Raw genomic sequence first — 20,857 nt, 5'->3', positions numbered from 1 at the left:
GAGGCCGAGCGGCGGGGATCCGTGGCACGGGACCCGGGCGTGTGGATCCTCACGGTGGTGAGGATCCACGAAGCGCGTGGGTCAGCCGACGACGACCTGGGCGCCGGAGCCGTCCTCGTCGTCGAGGTCGACCTCGACGCCCATCTCCTCGGCCAGGCGCAGGGCCTCCTCGATGAGGGTCTCGACGATCTGCGACTCGGGGACGGTCTTGATGACCTCGCCCTTGACGAAGATCTGGCCCTTGCCGTTGCCGGAGGCGACGCCGAGGTCGGCCTCGCGGGCCTCCCCGGGGCCGTTGACGACGCAGCCCATCACCGCGACGCGCAGCGGGACCTTCAGCCCGGCGAGCCCGGCCTGCACCTGCTCGGCCAGGGTGTAGACGTCGACCTGGGCGCGGCCGCAGGACGGGCAGGAGACGATCTCCAGGCCGCGCTCGCGCAGGCCCAGGGACTCCAGGATCGCGGCGCCGACCTTGATCTCCTCGACCGGCGGGGCCGACAGCGACACCCGGATGGTGTCGCCGATGCCCTCGGCCAGCAGCGCGCCGAACGCGACGGCGGACTTGACCGTGCCCTGGAACGCCGGGCCCGCCTCGGTGACGCCGAGGTGCAGGGGGTAGTCGCAGCGGGCGGCGAGCAGGCGGTACGCCTGGACCATCACGACCGGGTCGTTGTGCTTGACCGAGATCTTGATGTCGCGGAAGCCGTGTTCCTCGAACAGCGAGCACTCCCACAGCGCCGACTCCACCAGCGCCTCGGGGGTGGCCTTGCCGTACTTCTCCAGCAGGCGGCGGTCGAGCGAGCCGGCGTTGACGCCGATCCGGATCGGCACGCCGTGGTCGGACGCGGCGCGGGCGATCTCGCCGACCTTGTCGTCGAACTTCTTGATGTTCCCGGGGTTGACCCGGACCGCGGCGCAGCCGGCCTCGATCGCGGCGAAGACGTACTTCGGCTGGAAGTGGATGTCGGCGATCACCGGGATCTGCGACTTCTTCGCGATGATCGGCAGCGCCTCGGCGTCGTCCTGGGACGGCACGGCGACGCGGACGATCTGGCAGCCCGAGGCGGTCAGCTCGGCGATCTGCTGCAGCGTGGCGTTGATGTCGGCGGTGACCGTGGTGGTCATCGACTGCACCGAGACCGGCGCGTCCCCGCCGACCGGCACGGAACCGACCATGATCTGACGGGATTTGCGACGCTCGGCGATCGGCCGGGTCCGTACGGACGGCATACCGAGAGCAACAGAAGTCATTTTTCAGCCCTTGAAAAAGTCGACGGCGTTGACAGTCTAGGCAGCCGCGGTGAGCTCCCGGGCACGAACCCGCGCCCAGGTGTCGGCGGCGAGCACCTCCTCGACCGAATCGGCCTCGGTGACGGCGTGCTCGGCGACCACCGCGGCGACGGTGTCGACGATGCCGGGGAACGGCAGCCGACCGGCCAGGAACGCCTCCACGCAGACCTCGTTCGCGGCGTTGTAGACGGCCGGGGCGGTGCCCCCGGCCTCGCCGACGTGCCGGGCCAGCGCGACGGCGGGGAACGCCTCGTCGTCGAGCGGCTCGAAGGTCCAGGTGTGGGCGCGGGTCCAGTCGACCGGGGAGGCGGCGCCGGGGACCCGGCCGGGCCAGCCCAGGGCCAGAGAGATCGGCAGGCGCATGTCGGGCGGGCTGGCCTGGGCGACGACCGAACCATCGGTGAACTCCACCATGGAGTGGATCATCGACTGCGGGTGGATCACGACCGTGATGCGGTCGAAGCCGATGTCGAACAGCAGGTGCGCCTCGATGACCTCCAGGCCCTTGTTGACCAGTGTGGCGGAGTTCACCGTGACGACCGGCCCCATCGACCAGGTCGGGTGGGCCAGCGCCTGCTCGGGGGTGACCCCGGTGAGCTCGGCGCGCGGCCTGCCGCGGAAGGGGCCGCCGCTCGCGGTGACGATCAGCCGCCGCACGGCCGAGGCGTCGGGGCCGGTGGGGCTCGCCGCCCACAGGCACTGGGCGAGCGCGCTGTGCTCGGAGTCGACCGGGATCAGCTGCCCCGGCCCGGCCAGGCGCTTGACCAGCGGGCCGCCGACGATCAGGGACTCCTTGTTGGCGAGCGCCAGCGTACGGCCCGCCTCCAGCGCCGCCAGCGTCGAGGTCAGCCCCAGCGCGCCGGTGATGCCGTTGAGCACCACGTCGGAGGGCCAGGCCGCGGCCTCGGCGACGCCCTCGGGCCCGGCGAGGACCTTCGCGGTCACGCCGAGCGCGGACAGGGCCTCGCGCAGCGCGGGGACGGCCGCGGGGTCGGCGACGGCCACCGCCTCGGGCCGGAACTCGGCCGCCTGGCGGGCCAGCAGGTCGACACGGGAGCCTCCGGCGGCGAGCGCGGCGACCCGGAACCCGCCCGGGTTGCGGGCGATGACGTCGAGGGACTGGGTCCCGATGGAGCCGGTCGAGCCGAGCAGGACGACGGAGCGTGTCATGTCTGGGTCCATGGCCCCATTCTCGCGGCTCCCGCCCACCGGTCGCGCCCCGCGTCGGGAGCGGGTTTCGCAGAACGCGGGAGACGGGCGATAAAAAGCGCAATTTAAGTCCGAATTTAGATATAGCAATACCTGTAAATCTTGAGAAATATAGACATGCGGCGCACTAGCTTCCCGACCCATCGATTCAGGTTTTCGGAGGTAGAGAAATGCGCCGTACGGCACGCCTGGTCCCCACCCTCACGCTCGCCGCGGGCAGCGCCCTGCTGCCAGCGGCGTTCGCCCACGGCGCGTCGGCGGCCGCCGCACCCGGCGCGGCGGTCGCGCACGGCTCGTCGGCGGCGAGCGCGCATGACCTGTCAGCGGTCGCGCACGGCCCCTCGGCGGCGGGCCCGCACGGCGCCGGCGCGGCGCGGAGCGCCTCACGACCCGCCGCGCGCGCCGCCGCGGTTAAGGCGGCCCCGGAGCCGGTCGGGAAGGAGGCCGCGGAAACCCGGAGCGAGCAGCGCGCCGTCAGCCGCTACTGGACCGGGGCGAAGATGGAATCCGCCAAGCCGCTCGACGTGCCCGCGCCCAGGAAGGAGGGTGTCCGGCTCACCGCGGCCGCGACCGCCGAGCAGGCCGCGGCCGACCCGGTCGAGGTCCCGGCGACCCGTCCGGGCGGCGGGACCGTGACACCCGCCGCGTCGGCGGCGCGCACCTCCAGCGGGGCGGCGTGGACCCGCGGCGGGACGGTGGCGAAGACCGCCGGCCGGGTGTTCTTCACCTACCAGGGCCGCAACGCCTCCTGCTCGGCCACCGCCGTCACCGGCGGCAACAGGAGCACGGTGATCACCGCCGGGCACTGCGTGCGGATGGGCGGCGCCTTCCACACCAACTGGGTGTTCGTCCCCGGCTACGCGAACGGCGAGCGCCCGTACGGCACCTGGGTGGCGACGGCCCTGTACACCACCCCGCAGTGGAACAACGGCGAGGACGTCAACTACGACGTGGCCGCCGCCGTGGTGGCCCCGCTGGAGGGCAGGTCGCTGACCGACGTCGTCGGCGGGCAGGGCGTCTCCTTCAACCAGCCCCGCAGGCAGCGGATGCACGCCTTCGGCTACCCCGCCGCCGCCCCCTACGACGGCTCCAGTCTGACCTACTGCGCCGGCCAGACGTTCGACGACTTCATGATGTCCCGCGACCTCGGCCTGAACTGCACGATGAACGGCGGGTCGAGCGGCGGGCCCTGGTTCGCCGGCTTCGACGAGAACACCGGGCTGGGCACGGTGAACTCCGTCAACAGCTTCAAGTACGGCTTCGCCGGCGGCTGGATGTTCGGCCCGTACTTCGGCGCCGAGGCCCGCGACGTCTACGAGGCCGCCCAGGAGGCGACCACGCCCATTGACCGAAAGTAGTCACAACGACACACCACGTAGTGCAAAATCAGTCCTCATGACCTCAAGCCTCCCCCTGCTTGCGGGTGCCGCGCTCGTCGCCGGGCTCGTCGGCGGCCCCGCGGCCCGTCCCGCGACCGACACGGCGCCCCCCGGACCCGGCCGGACGGCGCCGGCCGTCGCCCAGCGGACCCGCCCGGCCGGCGCGGTGACACCCGGCACACCCGGCACACCCGGCACACCCGGTGCGCCCGGTGCGCCCGGTAAGGCGGGCCCGTCCGGTACGGCCGGTCCGGCGGCCCCGGTCACCCCGGTGGCCCCGATCGCGGCCGGTGTCGCCGACGTGGCGGAACACGCGGCCGCGGACGACGCGTACGGCCACCGGCGGGTGCTCGGCTACTGGACCCCCCGGCGGATGGCGGCGGCCGTCCCGATCGGCATGCCCGGGGAGGTGACCGGGCTGCTGGACGGCCGCCGTGCCGTCGCCGGCGGTGGCCGTACGGGGGCCTTCGGGGTGAAGGACCTTCCCGGTCCCGCCTCCGCAGGGAACGACCGCCCGGCCGTCTCGGGCGAGCGCCTGGCCGCTCCCGCGGCCGGGACCCGGCGGGCCGCCCCGGTCACCGGGGCCCGCTGGGTCACCGGCGGCTCGGTCGCCCAGACCACCGGGCGGGTCTTCCTCACCATCGGCGGGGTCGACTACGTGTGCTCGGCCAGCTCCGTCCGGAGCGCCAACCGCGACCTGGTGGTGACCGCGGGGCACTGCGTCAAGGACGGCACCGGCGCCTGGGCGGACAACTGGGTCTTCGTGCCGGGCTACGACCGGGGGCGGCAGCCGTACGGGCAGTTCACCGCCCGCCGCATGTTCGTCGCGGGCCCCTGGGCGCGCGGCGCCGACGACAGCTACGACGTGGGCATGGTGGCGCTGAACACCAGGGACGGCAGGCACCTCGGCGACGTCGCCGGGGCGCAGGAGATCGCCTTCGGCGCCCCCCGGGGCCGCCCGGCCCACGGTTTCGGCTTCCCCGCCGACGCCCCCTACGACGGTGAGCACCTGGTCTACTGCGCCGGGCCCGTGCGCGACGACCCGCACGAGCAGACCACCGACCAGGGCATGCGCTGCGACATGACCGCCGGCTCCAGCGGCGGCCCCTGGCTCACAGGTTTCGACTCCGCCACCGGCCGCGGCACGATCACCTCGGTGAGCAGCTTCAAGTACAGCGACGACCGCGGCACGATGTACGGCCCCTACTTCGGGAGCACCGTCAGGGACCTGCACACCGTCGCCGAGCGGTCCTGACGGAGACGGCTCCGGCGGCCCCGGGAGACGGCGGCCGGAGCGTGCGTGGCCCGCGGCCCGATGAGGGTCGCGGGCCACGCGGAGACGACGCGGAGGGGGAAGCCGGGCCCGGCCCGGCGGCCCCGCCGGGCGGTCAGAGAGAGGACAGGCCGGTGAGGACCATGACCTTCTCGTAGGTGAGGTCCTCCATGGCCGAGCGGACGCCCTCGCGGCCGACGCCGGAGTCCTTGACGCCGCCGTAGGGCATCTGGTCGGCGCGGTAGGACGGGACGTCGCCGATGATCACGCCGCCGACCTCCAGCTCCCGGTTGGCCCGGAAGGCGATGCCGAGGTCGCGGGTGAACACCCCGGCCTGCAGGCCGTACCTGGAGTCGTTGACCGCGGCGAACGCCTCGTCGACGCCGGAGACGGTCTGGACGGTCATGACCGGGCCGAAGACCTCCTCGCAGCCGAGCCTGGTGTCGCCCGGCACGTCGGCGAGGACGGTGGGGGCGACGGTGGCGCCGTCGCGGGTGCCGCCGGTCAGCAGCCGGGCGCCGGCCGCGACGGCCTCCTTGACCCAGCTCTCGACGCGCTCGGCGGCCTCGACGGAGACGAGCGGCCCCACCTGGGTCTTCTCGTCGGCGGGGTCACCGGTGACCAGGGCCTCCACGGCCGGGACCAGCTTGGCGAGGAACGCCTCGCTCACCTGCTCCTCGACGATGACCCGCTGGACCGAGATGCAGCTCTGCCCTGCCTGGTAGTTGGAGAACAGCGCCGTCCGGGAGGCGGCCCAGTCGAGGTCGGCGTCGGCGAGCACGACGGCCGCGGCGTTGCCGCCCAGCTCCAGCGTGACGTGCTTGCGCGGCACCCGGTCCATGATGGCGTAGCCGACCGGCCCGGATCCGGTGAAGGAGACGACCGGCAGGCGCGGGTCCTCGACGAGGGCGGAGGCGCGGTCGTTCGGGACGGGCAGGACCGAGAACATGCCGGCGGGCAGGTCGGTCTCGGCCAGGATCTCCCCCAGCACCAGGGACGACAGCGGTGTCGCCGGGGCGGGCTTGACGATGATCGGGGCGCCGACCGCGATGGCCGGGGCGACCTTGTGGGCGACCAGGTTCAGCGGGAAGTTGAACGGGGTGATCGCCAGGACCGGACCGTGCGGGACGCGGGAGACGTAGGCGAGGCGCCCCTCGGAGGCGGCCTCGGTGTCCAGGCGCACGGTCTCGCCGTTGAGGCGGCGGGCCTCCTCGGCGGCGAACCGGAAGGTGGAGACGGCGCGACCGACCTCGCCGCGGGCCCAGAAGATGGGCTTGCCGTTCTCCTCCATGATGAGCCGGGCGATCTCCTCGGTCCGCTCGGTCAGGCGGCGCGCGACGTGGGCGAGGGCCGCGGCCCGCACGTGGAGGGGCAGCGCGGCGGCCTGCCTGCGTACGGCGTCGGCCGCGGCGACGGCCTCCTCGACCTGCTCGGGGGTCGGCACGGAGCAGACGCCGACGACGCGGCCGTCATGGGAGTTGGTCACGGTGAGCTCGGCGTCCCCCGTGGCGGGGCGGCCGGCGAGCCAGAAGGGGCGCACGTCCATGGCTCAGACGCTATGTCACGGCCCTCGGGGCGGTGTTGCTCCACGATGCACAAGACCCTTGCGCCGCCGCGCCGTTACGCATAAAAATATCTCGCTCTCAGCCTGTAACGAAAACAGGGCCAATTATGGATATTTCTGAGATGGCACCTGTTTCATGGAGCGCGGCCCCGATCACGTCACAGATCGCCACCACCCGAGAGCGGAAAGGCATGGTCGCATGACCTCTACGGCGCCACGCGGCCTTCAGGGCGCCTATCTGGTCGGCGAGCGCGCCGGCCAGGACGAACTGCGCGGCAGGCTGCTCGACGTGGCCAGTCAGCTTCTGATCACCGTCGGCCCGGAGAGCCTGTCGATGCGCCGCATCGCGGCCGAGGCCGGATGCTCGACGACCGTCATCTACACCATGTTCGGCAGCAAGGAGGGACTGGCCGAGGCTCTTTACCTGGAGGGCTTCGAGCGGTTCCGGCGGCGGCTGGAGGCGGTGCCGCCGCACCGCAACGCGCTGGAGCACCTGACCGCGCTCGGTCCCGCCTACCGGGAGGCCGCGCTCGCCGAGCCCGGGTACTACGCGCTGATGTTCGAGCGGGCCATCCCCGGCTTCTCGCCGAGCGAGCGGGCCAGGACCCTCGCCAGGGCGGCGCTGAACGTCCTCGACCGGGTGATCGCCGACTGCATCTCGGCGGGCTATCTCATCCCGACCCAGCCCAGGAAGATCGCCGACGCGCTGTGGGCGGCGGCCCAGGGCGCGATCGGTCTGGAACGCGCCGGGCACCTGCGCGACGACCGCACCTACCAGACCGTCACCTACGCCACCATCTCCCGCTACCTCGCCGACCGCTCCTGACCGTCCGGCCTCCCGGCCTCCCGGTCGTCCGGACCGTCCACGCCGCTCGATCCGCCCCGGACCGCCGGGCCCGGCGCGCCGCGACCGCTCCGTCCCCGCCTCCGTCCCCACCTTCGTCCCCGCCTTCGTCCCCGCCCTTGGCCGCGCCCTTGGCCGCGCCGCGGCCGGCCCCGGCCTCCCGGCCGCCGGACTCGCGGCGGTCAGCCCGCGACGGTGAGCGCGACCCACAGCTCGGCGCGGGCCGCCGGGTCGTCGAGGTCGCGGCCGAGGAGCTCGGCGACCCGGCGCATGCGGTAGCGCAGGGTGTGCCGGTGCACACCGAGCCGCTGCGCCGCCGCGTCCCAGTGGCCGTTGCAGGCGAGGTAGGCGCGCAGCGACTCCAGCAGGTCGGCGCGCGAGCCGTACTCGCGCAGGGGGGCGAGCAGCGCCGCGGCGAACGCCGCACCCGCCTCCGGGTCGAGCAGGGCGAGCAGGCCCTGCCCGGCGAGGTCGGCGAAGCGCATGACCCCCGCCTGGCCTCGGCGGGCCCCGGCGAGCGCCCGGTCGGCCTGGTCGAGCCCGGTGCGCAGGTCGTCGAGACCGACCGGGGCGCCGATCCCGACGGAACCCTGACCGGCCAGCGCCGCGGCCGTCTCCTCCGCGCGGTCCTCGGCCACGACGACGACCACCCGGTCGTCGAGGGGCGCGGCGAACTCACCCCCGGCGGCCTCCAGCACCGCCTCGGCGTCGCCGGCCGCGCAGAGCACGGTCAGCGGCCCGTCCGGCAGCCCGTCGCCCAGCCGTTCCAGCGCCTCGACCCCGGCCCGCACCTGTCCGGCGAGCAGCAGCCCGAGCACCGCCGAGCGGACCCGCCGCTCGGCGGCCAGGTGCTCCCGGCCGTGCTCGACGGCGAGGGTCAGCAGTGAGCCGGCGGCGTTGACCACGGTGTGCGCGACCGGGGTGAACGGCCGTTCCAGGCCGACGGCGAAGAAACCCCTGACCCGGCGGGCGCCGAGCGGCTGCACGACGACGTGCTCCCCCGGCGTGGACAGCGACAGGCTCGCGGGCGCGCCGCTCCCGGGGGGTCTGCGGAGGCGTTCCAGCTCGGGGCGGAGGGCGGCGACCCGGGAGGCGCCCCGGCCGGTGGCGTGCCGTACGGCTCCGGACTCGTCGAGCAGGACGGCCCAGCCGCCGAGCTCGCGGGCCAGGCGGTCGATGACCGCGCGCGGCCCCTCGGGGCGCAGCGCGGCGCGGGTGAGGCGTCCCTGGGCGGCGAAGGCGCGGCTGATCTCGTCGTACTGCTCGGCCGCGATCAGGTCGCTGACCAGCTTGCTGATCGCGACGAAGGGCGTGTCGCGGGGCACCTCGACGAGCGGCAGCCCGGCCCGCGCCGCCGCGGCCACCAGCTCGGCGGGGACCGTCTCGTGCCCCAGGCCGACGCCGAGCCCCAGACCGGTGACGCCCTTGCCGACCAGCCGGGCGACGTACGGCGCGGCGTTGCCGGCGTCCAGGCGCATGCCGGTGGTCAGCACCAGTTCGCCGCCCTCCAGGAAGGGCGTCGGGTCCTCCAGCTCGCTGACCGCGACCCAGCTCACCGGCCGGTCGAGGCCGTCGTGCCCGGCCAGGACGCCGAGCCGGAGCGGCAGGCGCCGCACGACGGTGCGGAGCGTCGGCGCCACGGTCCACCTCCGGTTTGTACGTTACGTCCAGCACGCTCTTCGCAATTTTGCCATAGTGCATCATCAGCGCACCGGCGGACGCGACATACCTTCGCACTATGAGCACCGTCACCCAGGGCGGCCCCTCGCTTCCCCAGGAGCGCCGGGTCGTCACCGAGATCCCGGGCCCCAAGTCGCGCGAGATGTTCGCCCGCAAGCAGGCCTCCGTCCCCCAGGGCATCGGCACCACCCTGCCGGTCTTCGTGACGCACGCCGGTGGCGGTGTCGTCGTGGACGCGGACGGCAACTCCCTCATCGACTTCGGCTCCGGCATCGCGGTGACCGGCGTGGGCAACGCGGCCCCGCGCGTGGTCGAGCGGGTCACCCGGCAGGTCGCCGACTTCACCCACACCTGCTTCATGGTCACGCCGTACGAGTCGTACGTGGAGGTCTGCGAGAAGCTCAACGCGCTGACCCCCGGCGACCACGAGAAGCGGACCTTCCTCCTCAACAGCGGCGCCGAGGCCGTGGAGAACGCGGTCAAGGTCGCCCGCAGCGCCACCGGGCGCGACGCGGTCGTGGTGTTCGACCACGGCTACCACGGCCGGACACTGCTCACCATGACGCTGACCGCCAAGAGCATGCCGTACAAGCACGGTTTCGGGCCGTTCGCCCCCGAGGTCTACCGGGTGCCGCTGGCCTATCCCTACCGCTGGCCGACGGGGCCCGAGAACTGCGCCGAGGAGGCCGCGGCCCAGGCCATCGACCAGATCTCCAAGCAGGTCGGCGCGCAGAACGTGGCGGCCGTGGTGATCGAGCCGATCGCCGGCGAGGGCGGCTTCATCGAACCGGCCAGGGGATTCCTGCCGAGGATCGCGGAGTTCTGCCGTGAGAACGGCATCGTCTTCATCGCCGACGAGGTCCAGACCGGCTTCGCCCGGACCGGGAACCTGTTCGCCTGCGAGGACGAGGGCGTCGTCCCGGACATCATCGTGACCGCCAAGGGCATCGCGGGCGGCCTGCCGTTGTCGGCCGTCACCGGCCGCGCCGAGCTGCTCGACAAGGTCCACCCGGGCGGACTGGGCGGCACCTACGGCGGCAACCCGCTGGCCTGCGAGGCCGCGCTGGGCGTGATCGAGACCATCGAGGCCGACGACCTGGTCGGCAGGGCCCGTCACATCGGCGAGGTCATGCTGCCCCGGCTGCGCGCCCTCGCCGAGCGTCACCCGGTGATCGGCGACGTGCGCGGCCGCGGCGCCATGATCGCCATCGAGCTGGTCGTCCCCGGCACCAAGGACCCGCACCCCACCGCGGCGGGCGAGATCGCCAGGCGGTGCCACGCCGAGGGCCTGCTGGTGCTGACCGCCGGCACCTACGGCAACGTGCTGCGGTTCCTGCCGCCGCTGGTCATGCCCGACCACCTGCTGGAGGAGGGCCTGACCATCCTGGAGAAGGCCATCAGCGAGGTCTGACCGTTTACATCCTCATAAAAGGGGCACCCGGCTTGATGGCGGGTGCCCCTTTTGCTGCCATATGGCATGCACACGGGACGTGATTTAACCGCTCCTTGGCTCTCAGCACGACGATCACGGGAGATCGCGGCGTTATAACGGTTGCGATACGAGATCGCAGATCACGACCGGAGGCGCGATGAGCCGGCGGCCGACCAGAGGGGGGCAGGACGCCATGACCTTCGATCCCGAGGGCCTGACCCGCACCCAGCGGGAGGGCGACGCCTGCGTGGTCTGCCACAAGAAGTGGCCGCGCCCGCGCATCAGGATCGGGCGGCTGCCCGACGAGGCGGCCCTGTTCGCCTGCCCGGAGTGCGCCGACGCGCTGCTGCAGGACCCGCGGGAGAACGTCTACCCGCTGCCACGCCGCGCGGCCTTCTTCTAAACCCCCGGCGTCTTCCGGCTTCTGGACCCCCCGCATCTCCCGGCGGAGAAGGGGCTCGCCGTAGCGCCGGGAAGGGCCGGGAAAAGGGCCGTGCCCTCCCCCGCCGGAGCGGGGAAGGGCACGGAAGACGCGGTCCCGCGCCGGTGTCACCGGGCGGGGGCGCCTACTTGGTGAAACCGATCTTCGTCCAGTCCTTGTCGGCGTAGCCGAAGGAACCGTAGTTCGCCAGGGTCTTCTTGGCGGCGTGGATGTCGGGACGCTGGTAGATCGGGAGGGTGTGCACCTCGTCCCAGATCAGCTTGTCGGCCTGGTTGCCCAGCTCGATGGCCTTGGCCGGGTCCATCTCACCGCCCACCTGCTCGATGATCTTGTCGAGCTCGGGGGTGCCGATGCGCGGGAAGTTGCTGCCGAAGTTCTCCGGGCCGGTCGGCGTCTTGTAGATCTGCGCCAGGCCGCCGAGCGGGAACGGCGTGCCCAGCCACGAGAACGGCGTGAGGTCGAAGTTGCCGGGGATGATGAAGTCGTCGAAGAACTTGTCGCCCGGCACCGGCTCGACGGTGACCTTGACGCCGACCTCCTTCAGCATCGCCTGGGTGAGCTCGCCCTCCTGCTTGGACAGCGGCAGGTCGGCCGGGACGATGAAGCGGAGGTTGAGTTCCTTGCCGTCCTTCTTGCGGTACTCGCCCTCCTGCTTCCAGCCGGCGGCGTCCAGCAGCTGCTTGGCCTTCTCCGGGTTGTACTTGCCGAGGTCCCCGGAGTTGTCCACATAACCCTTCTGGGTGTTCATGTAGACGTGGTTGTTGAGGAGCTGGATCGGCCAGTCCATGTCCTTGAGGTCGGACTGGGCGATGGCCTCGCGGTTGATGCCGAGCACGACGGCCTGGCGGACCGACTTGTCCTTCAGCATCTCCGAGGAGCCGTTGAAGGTGAAGTGGCGCCAGTTCGGGGCCGCCGCCTTGCGGATGTCGACGTTCGGCACCTCCTTGGCCCGCTTGAGGTCCGCGGCGTTCGCCGGGATCTCCACCGCGTCGATCTCGCCGTTGGCGAAGGCGCCGATCATGGCGGTCTGGTCGATGGCCCGGAAGATGACCTTGTCGAGCTTGGCCTTCTGGCCCCACCACTTGTCGTCACGGACGAGGGTGGCGGTCTTGGCGGTCTGGTCCATGGACTCGACCTTGAACGGGCCGGCGGTGACCGGGAGCTTGTCGATCCAGCCCTTGTTGAAGTGCTCGGGCGTGTCGTTCGTGGAGGCCGGGTAGAGCGGCCCGAACAGGCCCTTCCAGTCGGGGTAGTTCTTGGCGAAGGTGACGATCACCTCGTAGTCGGAGGCGCCCTTCTCCACCGACTCGATGCGCTCGTAGCCCTCGGTCGAGGAGACCTGGTACTTCTTGTTCTCGCCGTTCAGCGCCTTCCACTGGGCGACGAAGTCCTTGTAGGTGATCGGCGTGCCGTCCGACCAGACCGCCTTCTCGTTGAGCTTGTAGGTGACGACCTCCTTGCCACTGCTGAGGTCCATGTTCCACTCGGTGACGTAGTCCGGGTTGTTGACGACCTCGGCCTTGTCATCGGCGATGCCGATGATCGGCATCAGCGGCTCGATCACGTCCTTGGTGCTGGCGTTGGTGCCGTTCACCTGGTTGTAGTTCCACTGCTCCTGCCACTGGCTGAGGCCGAGCTTCACCACGCCGCCGTCGGCGACCTGCTCGTAGGCGACCGGGTTGATCGTGCTGCCGGGCAGCTGGGAAGCCTGCTGCTGGGCGGCCTGGCTCGACTCGGCCTTCGGCTTGTCGCCGCTGCCGCCGCCGCAGGCGGTGAGGGCCATGGCCAGGAGCGCGGCTCCGGCGGCGGCCTTGTAACCAACCTTCACGTGTTCCTCCATCGGGGATTCGTCAGGAGACCGCGGTCTCGGGGACCTCGGTCACCTCGGGGTAGTGGCAGGCGGCGCCGTGATCGGCGGCGGGCGCGAGCCGGGTGACAAGGGGTTCTTCGGTGTCGCACCGGCGCGCGTCCTCGGCGCTCAGCCGGGCGCGCTTGGGGCAGCGGGTACGGAACCGGCAGGCCGACGGCGGCGATGCCGGGCTGGGCAGGTCGCCCTCCAGCAGGATCCGCTCGCGTGAGCGCTCCAGGTTCGGGTCGGGCAGCGGGATGGCCGACAGCAGCGCCCGCGTGTAGGGGTGGGCGGGCCTGGCGTAGACCTCCTCGACCGTGCCGATCTCGGCGATCTTGCCGAGGTACATCACGGCCACCCGGTCGGCGATGTGCCGGACCACCGACAGGTCGTGGGCGACGAAGAGGTAGGACAGGCCGAGCCTGACCTTCAGCTCCTCCAGCAGGTTGATGACACCCGCCTGGATGGACACGTCCAGCGCCGACACCGGCTCGTCCAGCACGATCAGCTTCGGCTCCAGCGCCAGGGCGCGGGCGATGCCGATGCGCTGGCGCTGGCCGCCGGAGAAGTGCTGCGGGTAGCGCTCGGCGTGGGACGGCTCCAGGCCGACCAGGGTGAGCAGCTCGGCGACCCTCGCCCTGACGTCCTTGCGGCCGTGCGCGCGCAGCGGCTCGGCGAGGATGTCGCCGACCGGCATCCTGGGGTCGAGCGCGGCCATCGGGTCCTGGAAGACGATCTGCAGGTCCCTGCGGAGCGCGAGGCGCTCGCTCCGGCCCAGCGTGGCGCTGTCCTTGCCCAGAACGACGACCGTGCCGCCCTGGGGCGCCTCCAGCTGCATGATCTGCTGCAGGGTGGTGGTCTTGCCGCAGCCCGACTCGCCGACCAGGGCCAGCGTCTCGCCCTCGGCGATGTCGAAACCGATGCCGTCCACCGCGTGCACGGTGCCGACCCGGCGCTTGAACACCGCGCCCTTCATGAGCGGGTAGTGCCGGATCATGTCCTCGACCTTGAGCACGGTCTCCCGCTCGGCGCGCGGCCGGGGCGCCTCCGTCTCGACGGGGGGCTCGGGAACCGGGTAGATCGTGGCGCCGTCGAGGTTCTTCAGCTCGATCTCGTGCGCGCGGATGCAGGCCGCCCGGCGGGTGCCGGGGCCCACCGGCTCCAGCTCGGGCTCGCCGTCGTCGCAGGCGTCCACCTTCATCGGGCAGCGCGGCGCGAACGGGCAGCCCGGCGGCAGCGCGGCCGGCGAGGGCGGGTTGCCCTCGATCGGGATCAGCCTGGCCGACGGGCGGTCCATCCGCGGGATCGAGGCGAGCAGCCCCATCGTGTACGGCATGCGCGGGCGGTAGTAGATCTCCTCCACGCCGCCCAGCTCGACCGGCCGGCCGGCGTACATGACCAGCACCCGGTCGGCCAGGCCGGCGACGACCCCCAGGTCATGGGTGATCATCACGATGCCCGCGCCGGTCTCCCGCTGCGCGGTCTTGAGCACCTCCAGTACCTGGGCCTGGATGGTGACGTCGAGCGCGGTGGTCGGCTCGTCGCAGATCAGCACGTCGGGGTCGTTGGCGATGGCCATGGCGATCATGGCGCGCTGGCGCATGCCGCCGGAGAACTCGTGCGGGAACGCCTTGGCCCGGACGTCCGGGTGCGGGATGCCGACCAGGTCCAGCAGTTCGACGGCCCGCCTGGCGGCCTTGTCCTTGCCGACCTTCTGGTGGATCCGCACCGCCTCGGCGATCTGGTCGCCGATGGTGTAGACGGGGGTGAAGGCCGACAGCGGGTCCTGGAAGATCATGCCGATGGACTTGCCGCGGAGCCTGGTGAGCTCCTCCTCCGGCATGCCGATCAGCTCCTGACCGTGGAGCTTGACCGAGCCGCTGATCTCGGCGCCCTCGGGCAGCAGGCCCATCACGGCCAGCGAGGTCACCGACTTCCCGGAGCCCGACTCGCCGACGATGCCGAGCACCTCGCCCCGGCCGAGCCGATAGCTCACGCCCCGGACGGCCTTGATGCCGCCGCGGAAGGTGACGTTGAGGTCGTTCACCTCGAGAATCGTCATGTGTTACTCCCCGGGTCGAGCGCGTCGCGCAGGCCGTCGCCGATGAGGTTGACGCTGAGCACCAGCAGCACGAGCAGACCGGAGGGGAAGAGGAAGAGCCAGGAGTAGCCCGGGACCTTGTCACTTCCCGCCGCGATCAGGGTGCCGAGCGAGACGTCGGGCGGCTGGACGCCGAATCCGAAGAACGACAGCCCGGCCTCGCCGATGATCGCGGCACTCACGTTCAGCGTGGCGTCGATGATCAGCAGGGAGGAGAGGTTCGGCACGACGTGCCGAAAGATGATCTTCCATCCGGGGATGCCCATGTAGCGGGCGGCCAGGATGTACTCCCGTTCCCGCAGGGAGAGCGTCATGCTCCGCACGACCCGGGAGGTGATCATCCAGGAGAACACGGCCAGCAGCAGCACGAACCACAGCCAGGAGCCGCCCCTGAGGCGCGGCGAGACGATCGCGATGATCAGGAAGCTGGGCAGCACGAGCAGCAGGTCGGCGCCCCACATCAGGGCCTTGTCCAGCCAGCCGCCGAAGTAGCCGGCCGCGGCGCCGACGAGGGCGGCGAGGCCGGTGGAGATGAGCGCGACGAGGAAGCCGATGACGATCGACTTCTGCATGCCGTGCAGGGACACCGCGTAGACGTCCTGGCCGATCTGGGTGGTGCCCCACCAGTGCTCGGCCGAGGGCGGCTCCATGAACGCCGTGAAGTCCTTGTCCATCCAGTCGTGCGGGCCGAAGAACGGGCCGACGTAGGCCAGGAGGAGAAGCAGCAGCAACGCGATCAGACCGTAGCGGGTCTGCCGGTTGCGCATCATGCGGGCGAAAACGACCTTGGATCGCATCTCAGCTCACCCGCACCCGGGGGTCGAGGGCCGCCACGAGGAAGTCCGACAGCAGTCCCGCGACGAGCACGCAGACGGCGGCGAACAGGTTCACCGCGGCGACCGCGTTGGTGTCGTTCTGCTGGATCGAGTCCACCAGCCAGGCGCCCATGCCGTTCCAGCCGAAGATCTTCTCGGTGAAGATCGCGCCGGTCAGCAGCGTGCCGAAGGTGAAGGCGAAGTAGGTGGCGGCCGGCACCAGCGCGGTCCGCAGCGCGTGCTTGAGCAGCGCCGCCTTGCGGCTGAGGCCCTTGGCGCGGGCGGTGCGGACGAAGTCCTGGCCCAGTACGTCCAGCATCATGTTGCGCTGGATCCGGCTGTAGAAGGCGATCTGCCCGAGACACAGGGAGATCGTCGGCAGGATCAGGTGGTTGAGCCGGCTGATCGTCTGGTCCCAGCCGCTCAGTCCCGGGGTGTACTCGCCGGTGTACTCCAGCTTGGTGCCCAGCAGCTCGTTCGTCCCGACCGCTCCGATGGTGAGCATCTTCGCCATCACGAAGACCGGGACCGCCATGATGACGAAGGACGCGACGCCGATGACCCGGTCGCTGACCCGGTACTGCCTGATCGCCGCGAAGGCCCCGACGGCCACACCGATCCCCGAGCCGAGGACCGTGCCGATGAGCAGCAACCGGAGGCTGACGCCGATCCGGCGGCCCATCTCCTCGTTGACCGACTTGCCCTGCCAGGTCTTGCCCAGGTCACCGGTGACGACGCCGGAGGCCCAGGTCACGTAGCGCTCGAAGACGGGCTTCTTGTCATTGAGGTTGTAGTCGTCCAGCGTCGAGTCGACGACGGCCTCCGCCACGGGCGGTTGACGGCCTTCGTACTTCGCCCTGGGGTTGAGGCTGGTCGCGGCGAGGAAGTACGCCATGCTCGCGGCGATCGCCACCAGCAGGACGTTGCTGACCAGCCGCTTCAGCAGGTAGGCGCCCATCGGCCTCCCCTCATGTGTCGCCCGGGAGCGCGAGGGACGGCGGCGGTTCACCGCTCGGTGGACGTCACCTGATCCCAACTAGCGCATGGTTGATCCCGCTATGTCTCTTTTAAGGCGGGATGAGCGAAACCATACCTGGGGGTAGTGATTACATCTGACCGTAGGGGGTAACGATCCGGATTCGAGATGTCCAGATCCTGTGACACAACGTCGTCTTCGCAGGTCAGAGCTCCGTCCTCGCGGCCTTCGAGCGCCGCCCGGCTCCGGGCGCGCCGAGGAGGCGGTCCCGGAGCCGGGACCGCCTCGATGGGCGAAGCCGTACGGAAGACCCCCTCGGCCCACGGAAACCGTACGGCAGAGCCGCCTCCACCCGCGGAATCCGTACGGAGGACGGCCGCCGGCCGGGACCCCGCGGAACGCCCCGGCGGGACCCCCGCGAAAGGGCCGGCCGGGACCCCCGTGAGGGAGCCCCGGCCGGTGGCCGCGCGGACGGCTCAGGCGGGCTGGAGCGCCGCGAGCTGGTCGCGCACGCCCCACGGGGAGCCGTACTCGCCCAGCAGATCCAGGAACGGCACCGCGTCGAACGCCTCCGGCCCCAGCACCCCGGAGCCGGTCCAGGCTCCGGTGGCCAGCAGCTCCAGCGCGACGACCGGATGCAGGGCGGTCTGCCAGACGACGGCCTGACAACCGTACTCCCGCATCGACCACTCGTTGTCGACCACGTGGTACAGGTAGACCTCGCGCGGCCCGCCGTCCTTGCCGACGCCCTTGACCCAGGTGCCCGCGCAGGTCTTGCCGCGCATCCGGTCGCCGAGGGTGGCCGGGTCGGGCAGGCTGGCGGCGACCACGTCGCGGGGCGAGGTCTCGACGCCGCCGACACGGATCTTGCCGGCGTTGTCCAGGCCGAGCTTGTGCAGGGTCTTCAGCACCCCGATGAACTCCTCGCCGAGGCCGTACTTGAACGTCACGCGCCTGGCGTCGACCCAGCGCGGGACGAGCAGCACCTCCTCGTGCTCGACGTTCACGCACTCCACCGGGCCGATGCCCTCGGGGAAGTCGAACACCTCCGGCTCGCTGAACGGCTCGGTGGTGCGCCAGCCGCCGTCCTCCCAGATGACCGGCGGGTTGAGGCACTCCTCGATGGTGGTCCAGATCGAGAAGGTCGGCGCGAAGTCGTAGCCGTCCACCACCAGGTTGGACCCGTCGCGGATCCCGATCTCGTCGATGCTCTCGAAGAGGTGGTCGGCGGCGTAACGGGCGAACACGTCGGCCAGGCCGGGCTCGACCCCCATGCCGACCAGGGCCAGCCGGCCCCGGTCGCGCCAGGCGCCGTCCATCGCGAACTGCTCGTCGCCCAGCTTCACCCCGGGCAGCTCGTACGGTCGCCGGGGGTGGGGGCGCGACAGCGACATGGCCATGTCCAGGTAGTGCGCGCCGGCGTTCAGCGCCGCCCGGAACAGGGGCATGGTGAAACGCGGATCCACGGCGTTGAAGAGCACGTCGCAGCGGTGCTCGGCCAGGGCCGCCTCCACCGCGGCCTGGTCGGAGGCGTCCAGCGCGATGGCGCTGAACCGTGGATCGGCGACCTTGGCCACCGCCGCGGCGGCCCGGTCCTGTTGGGAGTCGGCAACCACGATGTGTTCGAAGAAATGTCGGCGCGCGGCGATCGGAACGACGGCGGACCCGACGCCGCCCGCTCCCACAAGGAGGATTCTCATGGCCCGATCCTACTCACTGACTGGTCGACCAGCCAATAGCGAGGACACAAATTCACCACTGAATCCATCGCTGATCGCGAGCAGAGCTACGGAAATCGCGGTGATCCCACCGTCTGACAGACATACATGGGGACCCGCATGGCAGATGCACCCGGGGACGAGGCGGGCGCTCCGGGGTCGGGGGAAACACCCGGAGCGCCCCTGACGGGCCACGCCCGGCGGGGGGTCGGGCGCGCCCGCGGCTCGTCAGGCGCGGGTCACCGGCGGGTCACGGAGAAGCCGGTCACTCCACCAGGTTCTTCCACCGCTTCACCCAGTCGGTGTAGTCAGTGCATTCCCCGCCCGCGCCGCCGCAATCCTTCGACGGGCGAACGGCAAAGAAGACGCGCTTCAGCCACGCCGCGTCCCCGACATGGTGGGCGTCGCAGACGCGCCGCGTCTCGCCGCCGCACGCCTCGGGGTTCGCCGGGGCGAGGCCGGTCCAGGCCGCGGCGGCGCGCTGCGCGGCCGGCGAGGTGATCCAGTCGAGCCACCGGTACGCGCAGTTCGGGCTGGCGGCGCCGGAGGAGAGCATCCAGGAGTCGGCCCACCCGGTCATCGGCGCGCCGCCGAGCGCCTTCACCGGACGGCCCGCCCGCGCGAAGAGGTCGGCGTGGTACGGCAGGGCCCCGCCGAGCCGTACCCGGTCCGTCGCGAACGCCCGGATCACGTCCAGGGAGTCCCGCCAGTAGACCCGGCCGGGCCCGTCGTGCCGGGAGACCAGCTCCACGGCCGCGTCGAGCTGCTCCGGCGTGAGCTGGAACGGGTCGTCGATCTCCAGGTCCGGCCGCGTCTCCTTCAGCGCGAGCGCGGCCCCGGCGAGGCTCATCGGGGTGTCCCTGATCGCCGCCCGCTCGTCGTCGTAGAGGTCCTGCGGGCCCTTGGGCCGCTCACCCCGGTAGAGGACCTCGTCGGCGCTCCACAGGTACGGCACGCCGAAGACCTCCTCCCCCCGCCGCGTCGAGGGCAGCTCGCGCAGCCGCTCCGGAACGTCCTTGTAGGAGGAGAGGAGACCGGTGTCGATCGGCGCGACCTTCCCCTCCGCGACCAGCTCCCCGGCCAGCTCGGGTGAGGGCGACACGACGTCGTAGGACCCCGGCCGGAACTTCGCCGCCATCTCCTCGGCCGAGCCCACCCGGTCCAGCCGGACGACCCGGCAGCCGGTGCGCTCCTCGAAGGGCGAGACCCAGTCGGCTCCGGTCAGCGTCGCGCCGTACTCGACGTGGCCCTGGAAGGTGAGCACCCGCAGGATGCCCTCCCCCTTGCCGATCGAGGCCGAGGGCTTCGGCGAGGGGCTCCGTCCGGCCGGGCCGCCGGTCGTCCCGGGCCCCGGGGTGGCCCCGGATCCCGGCGTCGCGGCGGACGTCGCGGCGGACGTCGCGGTGGGCGCCGGGGTGGGCGCCGGGGACGGCGAGCCGGTGGACGCGGGCGCGGCGTTCCGGGCGGCGGCGGGGTCCCGGGCGGCGGCCGCCGACCCGGTCACGGTCCCGCCGGCGGTCACGGTGCCCGCCGCCACGCACGCGGCCAGCGCCAGACCACCCGCCAGCGCGCCCCGGCGTGTACGGCGCAGCCCGTCCCTGCCCACGAAGACCCCTTACCGACGCGTCGACATCTGTGCGGAGCCTACCCCGGCCCGCGTCCGGCCCGGCGGGGACTCGCGGCCGCGGATCCCCGCCGGGGCCCCGAGGCTGAGCCCGTCCGGCGGGCCGTCCCGCCCACCACGAGCCCGGGTCATCGGTCTCCCCGTCCGCCGTGCCCGCGGGCGGGGCGACCCGCGGGGCGGGGTGTCAGGAGGCGTGGTGTCAGGAGGCGGGGTGTCAGGAGGCGGGGTGTCAGGAGTTGGTGGGGAAGCCGAGGTTGACGCCGCCGTGGCTGGGGTCGAGCCAGCGGGAGGTGACGACCTTGCCCCGGGTGTAGAAGTGGACGCCCTCGGCGCCGTGGACGTGGGTGTCACCGAACAGTGAGGACTTCCAGCCGCCGAAGCTGTAGAAGGCCATCGGCACCGGGATCGGCACGTTGATGCCGACCATTCCGACCTCCACCTCGTTCTGGAAGCGCCGGGCCGCGCCGCCGTCGTTGGTGAAGATCGCCGTGCCGTTGCCGTACTCGCCCTCGTTGATCAGCCTCAGGCCCTCGGCGTAGGAGGAGACCCGCACGATCGCCAGGACGGGGCCGAAGATCTCCTCGGTGTGCACCCGTGAGCCCGGCGGCACGTGGTCCAGCACGGTGGGGCCGAGCCAGAAGCCCGGGGTGTCGGCGGCGGT

At 71.9% G+C, this 20,857-nt stretch carries 16 protein-coding genes; 5 read left to right on the top strand and 11 right to left on the bottom strand.

What is annotated here, in order from left to right; genetic code table 11:
* Positions 1 to 81 precede the first annotated feature (81 nt).
* Both ispG and dxr read right to left on the bottom strand, forming a co-directional pair.
* A complete protein-coding gene (ispG, locus tag ACZ6W9_RS11760) occupies positions 82 to 1,251 on the bottom strand; it encodes a flavodoxin-dependent (E)-4-hydroxy-3-methylbut-2-enyl-diphosphate synthase (RefSeq protein ID WP_389956215.1) in 1,170 nt (389 codons plus the stop codon).
* A gap of 36 nt (positions 1,252 to 1,287) precedes the next feature.
* On the bottom strand, positions 1,288 to 2,460 hold the full coding sequence (gene dxr, locus ACZ6W9_RS11755) for a 1-deoxy-D-xylulose-5-phosphate reductoisomerase (protein WP_389956217.1): 1,173 nt from the start codon (positions 2,458 to 2,460) through the stop codon (positions 1,288 to 1,290).
* A gap of 209 nt (positions 2,461 to 2,669) precedes the next feature.
* On the opposite strand from dxr, the gene ACZ6W9_RS11750 reads away from it, so the two are divergent.
* Both ACZ6W9_RS11750 and ACZ6W9_RS11745 read left to right on the top strand, forming a co-directional pair.
* Positions 2,670 to 3,857 carry a trypsin-like serine peptidase gene (locus ACZ6W9_RS11750; protein WP_470117591.1) on the top strand — a complete coding sequence of 396 codons (1,188 nt, stop codon included), beginning with the start codon at positions 2,670 to 2,672 and terminating at the stop codon, positions 3,855 to 3,857.
* 37 nt (positions 3,858 to 3,894) lie between these two features.
* Positions 3,895 to 5,133, top strand: coding sequence for a hypothetical protein (locus ACZ6W9_RS11745; protein ID WP_389956222.1), 1,239 nt, complete (start codon positions 3,895 to 3,897; stop codon positions 5,131 to 5,133).
* Positions 5,134 to 5,266: 133 nt separating this feature from the next.
* On the opposite strand, the gene ACZ6W9_RS11740 is transcribed toward ACZ6W9_RS11745, so the two are convergent.
* Entirely contained in the window at positions 5,267 to 6,697 is a 1,431-nt protein-coding gene (locus ACZ6W9_RS11740) for an aldehyde dehydrogenase family protein (RefSeq protein WP_389956224.1), read from the bottom strand.
* Between the two features lie 217 nt (positions 6,698 to 6,914).
* On the opposite strand from ACZ6W9_RS11740, the gene ACZ6W9_RS11735 reads away from it, so the two are divergent.
* Positions 6,915 to 7,541, top strand: a complete 627-nt coding sequence (locus tag ACZ6W9_RS11735) for a TetR/AcrR family transcriptional regulator (protein WP_362942021.1) — start codon at positions 6,915 to 6,917, stop codon at positions 7,539 to 7,541.
* Positions 7,542 to 7,741: 200 nt separating this feature from the next.
* Here ACZ6W9_RS11735 and ACZ6W9_RS11730 read toward each other — a convergent pair whose 3' ends face one another.
* Complete coding sequence (locus tag ACZ6W9_RS11730; protein WP_470117588.1) at positions 7,742 to 9,199, bottom strand: PucR family transcriptional regulator; 1,458 nt, start codon at positions 9,197 to 9,199, stop codon at positions 7,742 to 7,744.
* A 98-nt stretch (positions 9,200 to 9,297) separates the two neighbouring features.
* Here ACZ6W9_RS11730 and gabT point away from each other — a divergent pair, with 98 nt between their 5' ends.
* Both gabT and ACZ6W9_RS11720 read left to right on the top strand, forming a co-directional pair.
* Positions 9,298 to 10,650 carry a 4-aminobutyrate--2-oxoglutarate transaminase gene (gabT, locus tag ACZ6W9_RS11725; protein WP_362942015.1) on the top strand — a complete coding sequence of 451 codons (1,353 nt, stop codon included), beginning with the start codon at positions 9,298 to 9,300 and terminating at the stop codon, positions 10,648 to 10,650.
* Between the two features lie 214 nt (positions 10,651 to 10,864).
* Complete coding sequence (locus tag ACZ6W9_RS11720; RefSeq protein ID WP_362942012.1) at positions 10,865 to 11,074, top strand: hypothetical protein; 210 nt, start codon at positions 10,865 to 10,867, stop codon at positions 11,072 to 11,074.
* 163 nt (positions 11,075 to 11,237) lie between these two features.
* Here ACZ6W9_RS11720 and ACZ6W9_RS11715 read toward each other — a convergent pair whose 3' ends face one another.
* From ACZ6W9_RS11715 to ACZ6W9_RS11685, 7 genes are all read right to left on the bottom strand, one after another.
* Entirely contained in the window at positions 11,238 to 12,941 is a 1,704-nt protein-coding gene (locus tag ACZ6W9_RS11715) for an ABC transporter family substrate-binding protein (protein ID WP_389956233.1), read from the bottom strand.
* A gap of 22 nt (positions 12,942 to 12,963) precedes the next feature.
* Positions 12,964 to 15,024 carry an ABC transporter ATP-binding protein gene (locus ACZ6W9_RS11710; RefSeq protein ID WP_389956236.1) on the bottom strand — a complete coding sequence of 687 codons (2,061 nt, stop codon included), beginning with the start codon at positions 15,022 to 15,024 and terminating at the stop codon, positions 12,964 to 12,966.
* Positions 15,021 to 15,860 carry an ABC transporter permease gene (locus ACZ6W9_RS11705; RefSeq protein ID WP_389956239.1) on the bottom strand — a complete coding sequence of 280 codons (840 nt, stop codon included), beginning with the start codon at positions 15,858 to 15,860 and terminating at the stop codon, positions 15,021 to 15,023. The genes ACZ6W9_RS11710 and ACZ6W9_RS11705 overlap by 4 nt, the downstream gene beginning before the upstream one ends.
* 1 nt (position 15,861) lies before the next feature.
* Positions 15,862 to 16,836, bottom strand: a complete 975-nt coding sequence (locus ACZ6W9_RS11700; protein ID WP_362942000.1) for an ABC transporter permease — start codon at positions 16,834 to 16,836, stop codon at positions 15,862 to 15,864.
* A 494-nt stretch (positions 16,837 to 17,330) separates the two neighbouring features.
* Entirely contained in the window at positions 17,331 to 18,554 is a 1,224-nt protein-coding gene (locus tag ACZ6W9_RS11695; protein WP_389956243.1) for a saccharopine dehydrogenase family protein, read from the bottom strand.
* Between the two features lie 283 nt (positions 18,555 to 18,837).
* Complete coding sequence (locus tag ACZ6W9_RS11690) at positions 18,838 to 20,178, bottom strand: extracellular solute-binding protein (RefSeq protein WP_470117584.1); 1,341 nt, start codon at positions 20,176 to 20,178, stop codon at positions 18,838 to 18,840.
* 247 nt (positions 20,179 to 20,425) lie between these two features.
* The coding region (locus ACZ6W9_RS11685; RefSeq protein ID WP_470117582.1) for an aldehyde dehydrogenase family protein at positions 20,426 to 20,857 on the bottom strand (432 nt) is incomplete at its 5' end.

The sequence above is a fragment of the Streptosporangium sp. NPDC053982 genome, from assembly GCF_055585205.1.
The sequence above is the reverse complement of the archived record's forward strand: the minus strand, read 5'-3'. Positions and strand labels throughout refer to the sequence as shown.

Coding starts and splice junctions, on each gene's coding strand:
- ispG (WP_389956215.1), bottom strand. CDS start 1,251: ATGACTTCTGTTGCTCTCGGTATGCCGTCCGTACGGACCCGGCCGATC.
- ACZ6W9_RS11750 (WP_470117591.1), top strand. CDS start 2,670: ATGCGCCGTACGGCACGCCTGGTCCCCACCCTCACGCTCGCCGCGGGC.
- ACZ6W9_RS11735 (WP_362942021.1), top strand. CDS start 6,915: ATGACCTCTACGGCGCCACGCGGCCTTCAGGGCGCCTATCTGGTCGGC.
- ACZ6W9_RS11700 (WP_362942000.1), bottom strand. CDS start 16,836: ATGGGCGCCTACCTGCTGAAGCGGCTGGTCAGCAACGTCCTGCTGGTG.
- ACZ6W9_RS11695 (WP_389956243.1), bottom strand. CDS start 18,554: ATGAGAATCCTCCTTGTGGGAGCGGGCGGCGTCGGGTCCGCCGTCGTT.
- ACZ6W9_RS11745 (WP_389956222.1), top strand. CDS start 3,895: ATGACCTCAAGCCTCCCCCTGCTTGCGGGTGCCGCGCTCGTCGCCGGG.
- gabT (WP_362942015.1), top strand. CDS start 9,298: ATGAGCACCGTCACCCAGGGCGGCCCCTCGCTTCCCCAGGAGCGCCGG.
- ACZ6W9_RS11740 (WP_389956224.1), bottom strand. CDS start 6,697: ATGGACGTGCGCCCCTTCTGGCTCGCCGGCCGCCCCGCCACGGGGGAC.
- dxr (WP_389956217.1), bottom strand. CDS start 2,460: ATGACACGCTCCGTCGTCCTGCTCGGCTCGACCGGCTCCATCGGGACC.
- ACZ6W9_RS11705 (WP_389956239.1), bottom strand. CDS start 15,860: ATGCGATCCAAGGTCGTTTTCGCCCGCATGATGCGCAACCGGCAGACC.
- ACZ6W9_RS11720 (WP_362942012.1), top strand. CDS start 10,865: ATGACCTTCGATCCCGAGGGCCTGACCCGCACCCAGCGGGAGGGCGAC.
- ACZ6W9_RS11710 (WP_389956236.1), bottom strand. CDS start 15,024: ATGACGATTCTCGAGGTGAACGACCTCAACGTCACCTTCCGCGGCGGC.